The following is a 12,294-nucleotide window of genomic DNA, read 5'->3' as shown; positions in this document are numbered from 1 at the left end:
TGTTAACAACCGTACTCGACATCAACCATGATATCGTCGCCGAGATTTTCGATGGCGTCGGTAAGTTCTTCAATGGATGAATGCTCTGGCAGCAGGGCGGTTACATTGGCTCTAAATAACAGCTGGCCCGTGTTTGGCGCACTTTCTAGCTGACTGCCTAATTGCTCGATATTGGCATCGACGCTGTGCAGTGCTTTAGTTACTTCTTGGACGATCCCTTTGCGATCGTTGCCGACAATCGAAATATTGAGTAAGTCTTGTGGCTCGATGTCACCACTGGTTGGGTGACCTTCTTGAATTGTGGTACTGAGATCGTCAAGCTGACCTAGCTCAAGACTAAATTTAGCCAGCTCTAATTCAGGTAATTCCACTTGCACGATCCCGGCAAACTGACCCGCTAAATGGCTCATTGAGCTGCCTAACCAGTTGCCTTGGTGGTCAATAACAACCTGCGCTAATTGATCGACAAGTCCGGCTTTATCTTTTCCGACAAAAGTGATGACAACATTTTTCATAATAATCCTTAATTCTCTAACGGGCTTAGTTCATTAATAAACCTGATAGTCCGCTTTGTCCAGTAAAACCAAGTATTACGGAAAACTCACGAAGAAATGGTGACGAAAAAAGACGGTGTAATATTAGTGTCATATTGACAAAGTAAAATTACGCCAGTTTTTTGGGAATTAGGAAATTTACTTAATGTCACAGTCTGCAGACACATTAACGCGTCAGTCACGCAGCGATTTAGGAGCGAGTGATCCGTTACGCGCTTTTAAAGACAAGTTTGCTCGTTACAGCATAACGATGGGCGGCTTGATGGTGCTTATGACACTGTTAATGATATTTGGTTACTTACTTTACGTCGTTGAGCCAGTGTTTCGCGATGCAAGTATTGAAATTGAGCAACAGCAAAAGATAGAAGCTAACACCAAGGTGGTGGCGACTGGCAGTGATGAGCTCAACGAAATCGCTTATTACTACGACGATAAAGGTCAGCTAACATTCTACCCATTGGTAGAAACCAGCCCTGCCAAAAGCACTGTGGCCTTGCCATTGACACAAGAGCAAGCAATTAGCAGTTATGCATCGGTGAATAGCGACGTCGCTTTTGGTTTAAGTGACGGTAGTCTACTTGTTTCTCAACCGAGCTTTAATTTGTCTTTCACCGATAAAGGTCGTCAGATTTCACCAACGGTTAGATACCCATTAGGTGAAGAGAGCTTAAGCATTGACCCGCAAGCGCAAGCGTTAACTCAGCTTGCTTTCCAGCGTGATGAAGAACAAGTTACTGCAGTTGCACTGACCAAAGATCACCGCTTAGTTATCGCTAGCCTAGTTGCTGAAGAAAACTTTATGACGGAAGAGATTGAGTGGGTTAGCGATGTTAATCAGTTGCAGGGCATTCCGACGTCAATTAACAAGTTACAAATCACTCCTGATCAACGTTTACTGTTCGTATTAAGTGGTAATCAGCTTTACATTTACGACTTGATGGGCGGCAACTTCGATGCGCCGCGTCAAGTGGTTGAAATCAACGAGCCAGGTGCGAAGGTTACCGACATTAGCTTAATGTCTGGTGGTAGCTCAATTCTAGTTGGTAATGACAATGGCATTATTACGCAATGGTTTGAGACTAAATCTGATCGCGGTCGTCGTTTGACGCGTGTACGTGATTTCACTGTCGAAGGCAGCGCTGTAAAGATCAAAGCAGAACCTTATAGAAAGACCTTCGCGGTATTAAACGATAAAGGCGATGTGCGTTTATTCCACTCAACCAGTGAAGCAGACTTATTGGATGAGAAGTTAGTTAGCCCAGCAAGCGCATTGCAATTCTCGCCACGTAACAACGCGCTTATCGTAACGACTAAAGACAGCATCGATTTCTACAACTTGGAAAACGAGCACCCAGAAGTAACTTGGAGCGCGTTGTGGCAAGAAGTTTGGTATGAAGGTTACCCTGAGCCGGATTATGTATGGCAATCAACCTCAGCTAGTGACGACTTTGAGCCAAAGCTTTCGTTAGTTCCAATTTCATTCGGTACTATTAAAGCGGCGCTTTACGCCATGTTATTTGCGGTGCCATTAGCGATTGCTGGTGCAATCTACACCGCGTACTTCATGCCGCCAAGCTTGCGTAAAATCGTTAAGCCAACGGTTGAAACCATGGAAGCGCTACCAACGGTAATCCTAGGTTTCTTAGCGGGCTTATGGTTAGCGCCAATCGTAGAAGCTTACTTACCCTTTGTTTTCTTAATTATCTTTGTGATCCCTGCGACTATCGTATTGTTCGCTTACATTCATCACAAGCTACCGAAGAAATGGCGTAACCGCTTAAACGAAGAATATTCGACGCTGATGCTTATCCCAGTGATCATTATCGCCTCGATGATTTGTTACAGCCTAAGCCCAATGATTGAAGCGCAATTTATGGGCGGCGACGCACGTATGTTCATCAGCAATGAGCTAGGTATCGATTTTGACCAACGTAACGCATTAATCGTTGGTATCGCAATGGGCTTTGCGGTTATTCCTACTATCTTCTCGATTACTGAAGATGCAATCTTCAGTGTGCCACAGCACTTAAGTAACGGCTCATTAGCACTAGGTGCTACGCGCTGGCAAACACTGGTTGGTGTAGTGTTACTGACTGCATCACCGGGCATTTTCTCGGCAGTGATGATGGGACTTGGCCGCGCCGTTGGTGAAACCATGATCGTATTAATGGCAACAGGTAATACGCCAATCATGGATTGGAACATCTTCGAAGGTATGCGTACCTTGTCTGCAAACATCGCGGTTGAAATGCCAGAATCTGAAGTTGGTTCAACGCATTATCGCGTGCTGTTCTTAGCGGCCTTTGTATTGTTTGTTTTCACTTTCTTCTTTAACACAGTTGCGGAGCTGGTTCGTCAGCGTCTGCGCGATAGATATGGTTCGCTGTAATGACTATTGGAACTAATAACGTGATGAATTCTTGGAGAAAAAGCGGCTCGCCAATGATCTGGCTTACCTCAGGTGCGGTAAGTGTTAGCTTAATTGCTGTTGTTGGCTTGTTGATTTTAATCGCATGGCGCGGCCTAGTTTATTTCTGGCCAAGCACTATTTATCAATTTGACGTGGTTAATCCACAAGGTCAGGTAGAAACGGTCATTGGTGAGGTTTATGAAACCGACACCATTCCTGCTCAACGTCTACGTGAAAACGGTCATAACATTCCAGCTGATATTGACGAAGTTGAGTCTAAGTTGGTTAAAACCGGTAACCGTGAGTTTGTTGAGCTCGATTTCCGTTGGTTGTTAACACCGACTATTACTAAGCAACAAGCACTGCCAAACTTAGCGGTATTTGAGCGTAATAAAAACGGTAATTTCTACGGTACTATTAGCAGCATTACCCTTGAGGGCAAAAAGCACACGGGTAGTATGGAAGAGCTAGTGGCAACACTAGACACTGCACTAGAGCGTGTTGAAATGCTACAAGAGCAAGCTGATGAGTTGCAATCAAGCAAGATCAACAGTATCAACTACAAGCTAGAAAAGATTCGTCTACAACAGCGCCGTTATGAGATCGACAATGCACTAACGCCAGATCGTTTAGCTGATTTAGATGCGCAGCGCAAAGCGCTTAACGATGAATACCTTGTTCACGAAACTGAGTTATTTAAGCTACGCGGCGAGATGACTCGTGACTTTGTTACTGTTAAAGATATGCGCGGTGAGCTTGTTGACATTAACTTAAGCTACCTACTTGGTTTCACTTTGCCAAACCAAATGAGCGTGTTCTCGAAGTTTGGTCATTGGCTAATGAATATCGGTAGCTTCGTAATGGACGACCCACGTGAAGCAAATACTGAGGGTGGTGTTTTCCCAGCAATCTTCGGTACCATTTTCATGGTATTGTTAATGGCTGTTATCGTGACGCCATTTGGCGTAGTTGCAGCTATTTACCTCCACGAATATGCGAAGAAAAACGTGGTAACTAAGTTCATTCGCGTTGCGGTGATCAATCTTGCAGGCGTACCTTCGGTGGTATATGGCGTATTTGGTTTAGGCTTCTTCGTTTACATTTTAGGTGGCAGCATCGATGAGCTGTTCTACCCAGAAGCGGCACCAGCGCCAGTATTTGGTAGTCCAGGTGTAATGTGGTCGGCACTAACGCTAGCTATTTTAACCCTGCCAGTGGTTATCGTATCAACCGAAGAAGGTTTATCGCGTATTCCGATTTCATTGCGCCAGGGCAGTTTGGCACTGGGTGCGACTAAGGCGGAAACTTTATGGAAAGTTATTATTCCAATGGCCAGTCCGGCGATTATGACGGGCCTTATTCTCGCTGTTGCTCGTGCGGCAGGTGAGGTGGCACCACTAATGCTGGTTGGTGTAGTGAAGATGGCGCCGACGTTACCTGTTGATGGTAACTTCCCATTCTTCCACTTAGATAGAAAATTCATGCATCTAGGTTTCCATATCTACGATGTGGGCTTCCAAAGCCCGAACGTTGAAGCGGCACGCCCATTGGTATTTGCTTCATCATTATTATTAGTAACCGTAATTGTTGGTTTGAATATGGCGGCTATTCGCATTCGAAACTTGTTACGTGAAAAATACCGTTCATTAGAACACTAGTGAATAAGCAAATTTTAGGCAGGATAGAATTAAATGATTAATCTTGAACCAACAGATGCAACGCAAAACCAAGTGTTGGATTTAGCAAACTTAACCGACGAGCAAACTGCTTTTTCGATTGAAAACCTTGATTTGTTTTACGGTGAAAAACAAGCGCTGAAAAATGTTTCTATGCGTATTCCAAAAGGTCAGGTAACGGCGTTTATCGGCCCATCTGGTTGTGGTAAATCAACCTTATTACGCTGTATGAATCGCATGAATGATTTGATTGATAACTGTAATATCACCGGTGAAATCAAGTTAGAGCAGCAAAACATCTTTGATCGCAATGTCGATGTTGCTACCTTGCGTCGCCGCGTTGGCATGGTATTCCAACGTCCAAACCCGTTCCCTAAATCAATTTACGAGAACGTGGTTTATGGCTTGCGCTTACAAGGCGTGAAAGATCGCCGTGTATTAGACAAAGCTGTTGAAGATTCACTACGTGGCGCTGCATTGTGGGATGAAGTGAAAGATCGTCTGCACGATAACGCATTAGGTTTATCGGGTGGTCAGCAACAACGTTTAGTTATTGCTCGCGCAATTGCGATTGAGCCAGAAGTATTACTGCTTGATGAGCCAACGTCGGCACTTGATCCTATCTCGACACTAGTTATCGAAGAATTGATCACCGAACTTAAGAAGAAATTCACGGTAGTTATTGTAACTCATAACATGCAACAAGCGGCACGTGTTTCTGATAACACAGCGTTTATGTACATGGGTGAGTTGATTGAATACAGCGATACGAATACGCTGTTTACCACACCATCGAAGAAACAAACTGAAGATTACATTACCGGTCGTTACGGTTAATAGGATATGACAATGGATAACGTTAATTTAAAACGCCATATTTCTGGCCAGTTTAACAGCGAATTAGAGAGTATTCGTAATCACGTGCTGTTAATGGGCGGCTTGGTTGAAAAGCAACTTACTGATGCTATTACTGCCATCAGCTCAATGGATGTGAGTCTTGCGGAAGAAGTGCTAAATAACGATCGCAAGGTTAACACTTATGAAGTAACCATCGACGAAGAATGTACGCGTATTATCGCTAAGCGCCAACCAGCGGCGGGTGATTTACGCCTTATCTTCGCTATTTCTAAGACGGTAACTGACTTAGAGCGCATTGGTGATAGCGCGAAAATGCTTGCCAACGTTGCGTTAGAGAAAAAAGCAGCCAACCAAGGTGGTTTATTGGTGAGCTTAGAAAATCTAGGCCGTCAATGCGTCACTATGTTGCACGATGTACTCGATTGTTTCGCGCGTATGGATGTTGACACAGCATTTGAAATTCACCGTACCGACAACCTGATTGATGCGCAATATGAAAGTCTAATGCGTGAGTTAATGACTTACATGATGGAAGATCCTCGTGCGATCCCATCAATCATGGAAGTTATGTGGGCTGCCCGTGCGCTAGAGCGTGTTGGCGATCGCGCGCAGAACATCACTGAATATGTCATTTACTTCATCAAGGGTAAAGACATTCGTCACCTTGACGATGAAGAGATTGCGCAGCTTCGCTAGTTCTTATTTTAAATAAACAGTTCCTTCATTTGAGCGTTTGGTTATAAATCAAGCGCTCAACAATGCTTTTTTATCGATCCTTGACTACGCTTAGTAGCATCGCAATTTGTGGTGTGAGGCTTAACTAAGTATGAATGTGCTAGCGAAATTAGGATGGATTAAAGAAAAAAAGCCGTTCTTCGCATTATTCGTGCTTCTTCTTGCCGCATTCATTGTCATTTCTGTATATTTCAATCACCTTCATAAAAAGCTTATTGAAGGCAATGCTATCGAAAGCGCCCAACGTTATGCCGAAGTTCTCACCGAGTTTCGCAGTCTATACACCTCGCAAGTCGTATCTCGTTTAGCAAATTCATCCATTGAAATTAGTCACGACTACAACAAACATCACCAAGCTATTCCATTGCCAGCCACTTTAACTATGTTGTTAGGGGAGTCAGTAAATAACAACCATAAAGACGTTAGCATTAAGCTATACAGCCCTTATCCGTTTCCGTGGCGAAAAAGAGATGGTGGGCTAACAGATAAGTTTGCCCATAAGGCTTGGAATGAGCTGTCGATTAGTGACAATGAAATTGTTACAGAAATCACTCAGCTGAATGGTGTCCCACATATCCGACTCGCGATGGCCGATTCGATGCGCCTAGAATGCGTAGATTGTCACAATACGCACCCTCAGTCTCCCAAAACAGATTGGAAAGTTGGTCAATTACGCGGTGTGCTCGAAGTTACTCTGCCGATGGAGCGTAGCTTAGCATCGGCAGATTCAATTTTTCGCAGCATGACTATTCTCGGGGCCGGACTATTACTGACTGCTCTATTTGGTGGTAGTTATTTGATAATGTTGCAAAGTCGCCATCAAATCGAAAAACTTAAGAATGATGAGTTATTGCACCAGTATAAAGAATCGCAAAAAATGGCGGAATTAGGTGCTATGGTTGCCGCGACGACTCATGAAGTGGCTACTCCTTTAGGCAATATAAATCTCGCACTTGATCATCACTTGCTCAGTACAGAGAGTATTATTAAAGCGATGACGACAAATACCCTTAAACAATCACAGCTGAAGGGCTACCTCGACGACTCTCAAAGTACCATTAGCATGTGCTTGTCTAATAACTCACGTGCCAGCAAATTAATTACCAGCTTTAAACACATCGCGGTTAATCAGTGTAATCAGGAACAACTGACCATTAATCTCGCCGATTATGTCAATGATATTTTGTTAACGAATAAACCGACAATCAAACAGTATCAACATGAAATAGTAGCCAATATTGCTCGCGATATTGAAGTCACTTGTTACGCAGGCGCATTAGCTCAAGTGCTAACTAATTTAATTAATAACGCGCTAATTCACGCATTTGAGAATAGAGGTGGTGGAACTATTAGTATTACTGCATGGACTGAAGAAACACAGTTATATATTGAGGTATCTGACAATGGCCTTGGCATGTCACCTGAGCAGCAAGCTAAAATCTTCGAGCCCTATTTCACCACTAAGCTAGGTCAAGGAGGTTCAGGATTAGGGCTATCGATTTGTAAAGAAATAGCCGAGCAGGATCTACAAGGTAGTATTAGCGTCAGTAGTGAACCAGATCGAGGTTCAACTTTTACTTTAGCCGTTAGCTTGTCAGCTAATTCCGAGTGATTTTAACCAGCCGTATATCACTTTCGACAAGGTTTGCTCTTCGCTATACGTCGGTTTTAGGTGCTGACGATAGCGACTCTGTTTAGCTTTGATGCTCAATTGCTTGCGAAGCTTCATCTGCTCTTCAATTTGTGTATCCCACAAGTGGTAAATATCAAATAGCGGCATTTTCAGCTGAACTAGCTGCTGCGATAACTGTTTCATCGTCGCTGGATACATAGTCGCTTGATTTTCGTTCATTGCCACGTTGGCATCGATGACCACAACGGCGCGTAATGGGCGCAAGTGTTGTTGAATCAGTGCATTGGTGAGATAAGCAACCTGACGACCTTGAATAACCAAAATAACTTCTTTGCTACTCATAGCGCCTAATTTATGTGCGCTATTGATGCGTTCAACAAGCTCTTGTACGTACGGCGTTGCGTTTAGCTCTGTTGCTTCAACCAATCCTGTCGCCTCAATCATAGTATCAGAAGCAGTCTCTTCAGAGGTTTTACTTTCTGCACTGTTAGCTACGCCTTCATTCGCTTCATTTTTTGGTGTCGAGGGGGCAAATAAGTCGAGACTAGGGGCGTTGATAGTGATTGAAGAATAACCGTATTGGGTGATGCTAGTTCGCAATGGCTCGATATCGAGACTGTAATTAATTGGCGCAGATAAATCGCTGACGAAAATGGCGACGCCGCGATGTTTAGCGGCAAGATAATCGCGTTTTAGTGCCAAAAACTTGCCGCTTTCAGTAGTGAGCCAAGTGACTTCATCGCTAGGTAACATTGTCGCTAGTTGCTCTTGTGGCGACAACATCGCAGGTTTAGGTGTTTCTTTCGCAGTTGCTGCGGCAGGTGTGCTAACGGTGGCATAACAGGGAATTAGCGTCATCGACGCTATGAGCAATAAGCAAGTTGTTTTGATGTTACTCGTCATATTACGCCACATAGTTAATCCTTTGGTATTTAGTACATATACGTTTAATCCAGCATAAGGCAAAGGCTGTGCCATTAAAATGGGCAAGGTGCGGTAAATGTCATTGGTTCATTGGTTATCGGATGATTGATGCTTAGCGATTGAGCGTGTAAACAAAGCCTTGGTGCCATTGGGTGTGCCACAGGTTTGCCATAGAATCTATCACCTAAAATTGGATGGCCTAGTTGTTGCATATGCACACGTAATTGATGCGAGCGTCCGGTAACAGGTGTTAGTTCAACCAAACTCGACTCAGTTTGTTGCTCAAGCACGCGATAATGGGTTAGAGATGGTTTGCCTACCTCAAAATCAACCATTTGCAGGGGACGATTCGGCCAATCGCAAATGAGTGGTAAATCTACCGAGCCTGATTGCTCAGATGGGTGGCCAAGGACTTTGGCCAAGTATGTTTTTTGAGTGGTACGCTGTTGAAACTGACGGGAAATACCGCTTTGTGCAGCTTTGTTGAGTGCAAACAGCATAATACCTGAGGTATCCATGTCGAGGCGATGGACGATTAGCGCCGTAGGTAATACGCTCATTAGCCGCAGTGTAACACTATCGCGATGGATAATTTCTCGACCGGGCACCGATAGTAATCCGCTAGGTTTGTTGACTACGGCAATGTCGTTATCGCGATAAACAATATCAAGCCACGGTGTGGTCGGTGGGTTGTAAACAAAAGCCACGAGATTATCCTGTTGGGTAATAAAGGGCGCTATTGTATATCCTTAAATGGCAAGCTGAAATAATTTAGATCGAGAATGTGTGGTGTGCTTGTCAAGATATGGTGTAATTATCGACTATAGGAGATAGCACACCAGATACTTTTCTTATATGAAATACGTCCGTGTATTTCACCCTGCGGGTAGTCTGACGACTATTCAAATTTGTTCCAAACAAATTTGTGCGTCGTCACTAGAATGTCTGGAACATTTTAGGACTGCGTTAGCTGGTCGCGAAGCGATCAGTCTCAGGACGAGACTTACTAAGAAAAGTATCCAAAAGAAAGGCGACCCGATGTTTTATCGCTTTATCTTAAATAACAAATTGCCTATTCAATAACGTATTTGATCCGCATCCCTGCGGCAAATACTAAAAAATCTTCCCTGATTTTTTTATTGGTCAATTTATCATTTAAGGCGATAAAAAACGGGGAGAATTCGCGCTGTTGAATTCTTAAGTTATTTTATACATAGACATTGCACGATGGATAAGTGATTTACAAAATAAATAATATGTTTTCGGCCAACATTTGTGATGAAATAGCCGGACATAGGGAGTGATGAGAGTTGATGATGAAAAAGTTACTAATATCTTTGTTAATTGGTGGTGCAGCCATGGCTAGCTTATTACCAGTAAAGTCTGTGCTGGCAGCGGAAGAAGAAGGGGTGATTCAACTTTATACGCAGCGTGAGCTGTTGGCGATGATTGCTAAAAATACCCACTTGCAGCAAGTGCGCAAAGATGACTGTCAGCTGGTGGAGGATATTAAAGCTCGTGCCGAAATCGTAAAACTACCAAGTTATCAATTTCTCTATGGTGATATGTTGGCCTACGGCGTTTGTGTGCCGCGCGATGCTAACTATGGTGTTTATATGATGGAGCAGGCGGCGCATCAGGGACTTGTAGAGGCGATTGAGCAATTAGGCCGTTACTATCACATCGGTAAATTTTTCCAAAAAGATCTCAAACGCGCTCTGCGTTATCTCACCGAAGCTGCCAGTTTAGGAAATCTCAAGGCGCAATTTCGCTTAGTTGAAATTCTCGCAGATGAACAAGGGAGTCCGCGTGATTATGAAAACGCTTACCACTGGCTTTATAACTCCATAATAGCCGATGATGAAAAACGACTCGAAGCTGAGCAGTTGCTAGCCAAGCTTGCCCGTTTAATGCCAGAACGAGTGGTGCGCAGGGCACAGCGCCCATTGTTAAAATAGGTAATTTTCAGTAGTGACTCATAAACGCGTTGCTTTCGCGCTACTTCTTTTTCTTATCGCGATATTTGCTGGATATATCGATTACTATCATCAAATGTTGGAAAACTTAACTGACATCTTGGCCAATGGCGGCGGGCGCGTTGCGTTTGCGTTGATAATATGTGCTAGTGGTATTTTGATGATTGCTTATCCCAAGGCCTTCAATATTAAATATTCGCCGCGCTTTTCGCAGACAACAGAAACCATTATGACGCCGAAGCTGTGGCGGGTCATTGGTTATATACTTACCTTGATCTTATTTGGCTTGTTTGAAGTGATTAAAAACCCATAGTTAATTGAATTTACGATGGTCTACTGCTTAAATGAGTGGGTTGTATAAAGGATCATTTGTAGTTAGGACTATGCGTAGAAACTCAAGAACTTCTCAGTTACAAAGCGGCTTTACCTTAATTGAGCTTATCGTGGTGATTATTATTCTCGGGATATTAGCCATTACCGCAGCGCCCAGGTTTATTGATGTTTCTAAAGAAGCGCGTGTTGCGACGCTTAACGGCTTAGCGGGAACCTTTCGCTCAAGCGCTCAAATGATTCATGCAAAAGCGCAGATTTCAAATATTGCTAATGCTACGACCTATACCGATTTAGATTACAACGGCACATTGATTCGCACACGCTATGGCTACTTTGCTTATGATCCTGTACCTGCTAGAGCTGTTGCAGACTTTGAGGCAATCCTCGACGTAGAGATACCACAAGACTGGGACTTCACCTATGAACCCGGTGTAGTTGGTGGGCAAAGTGCAAAGCGCAGCCGTACTGCACCAACAGGTTTAAACACCATTACCGATCCACGGGTTATTAATCAAATCAGCCGTTGTTACGTGGAATACATTTTACCAACGGCTGTTGGTGAGGATCCTGTATTTAATATCAATACCGACTGTTAACGTTATTAGTTAACAACAAAGGTCTTATCGCCAATTTGCTGTGAATCATTTTCCCATACCACGAATCTTGGGTTGTTAATGTCATCGAGATACCAAATCGCCATCACCAGTTGTTGGTTTTCGGCGGCGACATTCACAACGCCTGAATAGTCGCTATTTGTCGCTGTGCGCATGAGGCAGCTGTTGTAATCAACCTCGATACTCTCTTGCGTTTGCGTAAAGTCACTACACAATGACAAATAAACGTTGCGTGCTTCTCGTGCTTTGTAGTTTACCGTTAGCTGATACTCTTGGTTTAAATTAAAGTCGCGATTAGCAATGAGCTCAGCTGTTGTTTCGTATGTCGCATTGGGATCTGCGACGGGCGCTGGCACTGCTGTTGGCGTCGGAGTCGGCGTTGGCGCTGGGGTAGAGGTCGGCGTAGGCGTCGGTGTTGTGCTCGCAGGCGCTGGCGTTGCTTGGCTACTGTCACTGCCACCGCCTCCACCTCCACCGCAGGCTATTAATGCGAAACTAGTCATTGAAATTAGGCTTAATGTTTTGATCTTCATGCTGTTCTCCTCGTCCCTCTATTGGCTGTTTTCGATGGGAAATTCAGT

Annotated in this window: 12 protein-coding genes; 8 read left to right on the top strand and 4 right to left on the bottom strand. The window is 43.9% G+C overall.

Features of this window, described 5'->3' with window-relative positions; all coding sequences use genetic code 11:
- Positions 1–2 precede the first annotated feature (2 nt).
- Positions 3–515, bottom strand: coding sequence for an ACT domain-containing protein (locus MHM98_RS07685; RefSeq protein ID WP_239438677.1), 513 nt, complete (start codon positions 513–515; stop codon positions 3–5).
- 184 nt (positions 516–699) lie between these two features.
- Here MHM98_RS07685 and MHM98_RS07680 point away from each other — a divergent pair, with 184 nt between their 5' ends.
- From MHM98_RS07680 to MHM98_RS07660, 5 genes are all read left to right on the top strand, one after another.
- Positions 700–2,943, top strand: coding sequence for an ABC transporter permease subunit (locus MHM98_RS07680; protein WP_239438676.1), 2,244 nt, complete (start codon positions 700–702; stop codon positions 2,941–2,943).
- A gap of 20 nt (positions 2,944–2,963) precedes the next feature.
- Positions 2,964–4,622 carry a phosphate ABC transporter permease PstA gene (gene pstA / locus MHM98_RS07675; RefSeq protein WP_239438913.1) on the top strand — a complete coding sequence of 553 codons (1,659 nt, stop codon included), beginning with the start codon at positions 2,964–2,966 and terminating at the stop codon, positions 4,620–4,622.
- Positions 4,623–4,655: 33 nt separating this feature from the next.
- Positions 4,656–5,477: a phosphate ABC transporter ATP-binding protein PstB gene (pstB, locus tag MHM98_RS07670; protein WP_239438675.1), complete on the top strand. Its 822-nt coding sequence runs from the start codon at positions 4,656–4,658 to the stop codon at positions 5,475–5,477.
- Between the two features lie 12 nt (positions 5,478–5,489).
- The gene (phoU, locus tag MHM98_RS07665; RefSeq protein ID WP_239438674.1) at positions 5,490–6,194 is read left to right on the top strand and encodes a phosphate signaling complex protein PhoU; all 705 of its coding nucleotides are present in this window, start codon (positions 5,490–5,492) and stop codon (positions 6,192–6,194) included.
- A 136-nt stretch (positions 6,195–6,330) separates the two neighbouring features.
- Positions 6,331–7,845, top strand: coding sequence for an ATP-binding protein (locus MHM98_RS07660; RefSeq protein ID WP_239438673.1), 1,515 nt, complete (start codon positions 6,331–6,333; stop codon positions 7,843–7,845).
- Here the strand turns inward: MHM98_RS07660 and MHM98_RS07655 are convergent.
- Both MHM98_RS07655 and rluA read right to left on the bottom strand, forming a co-directional pair.
- Positions 7,828–8,781, bottom strand: a complete 954-nt coding sequence (locus MHM98_RS07655) for a DUF3530 family protein (protein WP_239438672.1) — start codon at positions 8,779–8,781, stop codon at positions 7,828–7,830. The genes MHM98_RS07660 and MHM98_RS07655 overlap by 18 nt on opposite strands.
- Positions 8,782–8,843: 62 nt before the next feature.
- Complete coding sequence (gene rluA / locus MHM98_RS07650) at positions 8,844–9,497, bottom strand: bifunctional tRNA pseudouridine(32) synthase/23S rRNA pseudouridine(746) synthase RluA (protein ID WP_239438671.1); 654 nt, start codon at positions 9,495–9,497, stop codon at positions 8,844–8,846.
- A gap of 609 nt (positions 9,498–10,106) precedes the next feature.
- Between rluA and MHM98_RS07645 the strand changes: the two genes are divergently transcribed.
- The 3 genes from MHM98_RS07645 to MHM98_RS07635 all read left to right on the top strand — a co-directional run bounded on the left by MHM98_RS07645 (position 10,107) and on the right by MHM98_RS07635 (position 11,695).
- The gene (locus tag MHM98_RS07645) at positions 10,107–10,748 is read left to right on the top strand and encodes a tetratricopeptide repeat protein (protein WP_239438670.1); all 642 of its coding nucleotides are present in this window, start codon (positions 10,107–10,109) and stop codon (positions 10,746–10,748) included.
- Between the two features lie 13 nt (positions 10,749–10,761).
- A complete protein-coding gene (locus MHM98_RS07640) occupies positions 10,762–11,079 on the top strand; it encodes a hypothetical protein (protein WP_239438669.1) in 318 nt (105 codons plus the stop codon).
- Between the two features lie 70 nt (positions 11,080–11,149).
- Positions 11,150–11,695 (top strand): prepilin-type N-terminal cleavage/methylation domain-containing protein, encoded by a 546-nt coding sequence (locus MHM98_RS07635; RefSeq protein ID WP_239438668.1) that lies wholly within the window; start codon positions 11,150–11,152, stop codon positions 11,693–11,695.
- A gap of 5 nt (positions 11,696–11,700) precedes the next feature.
- Here the strand turns inward: MHM98_RS07635 and MHM98_RS07630 are convergent, their stop codons facing one another.
- A complete protein-coding gene (locus MHM98_RS07630) occupies positions 11,701–12,246 on the bottom strand; it encodes a hypothetical protein (protein ID WP_239438667.1) in 546 nt (181 codons plus the stop codon).
- Between the last annotated feature and the right edge of the window lie 48 nt (positions 12,247–12,294).

The organism is Psychrobium sp. MM17-31, assembly GCF_022347785.1.
Lineage (GTDB): Bacteria > Pseudomonadota > Gammaproteobacteria > Enterobacterales > Psychrobiaceae > Psychrobium.
This window is presented reverse-complemented; position numbering and strand designations above follow the sequence as displayed.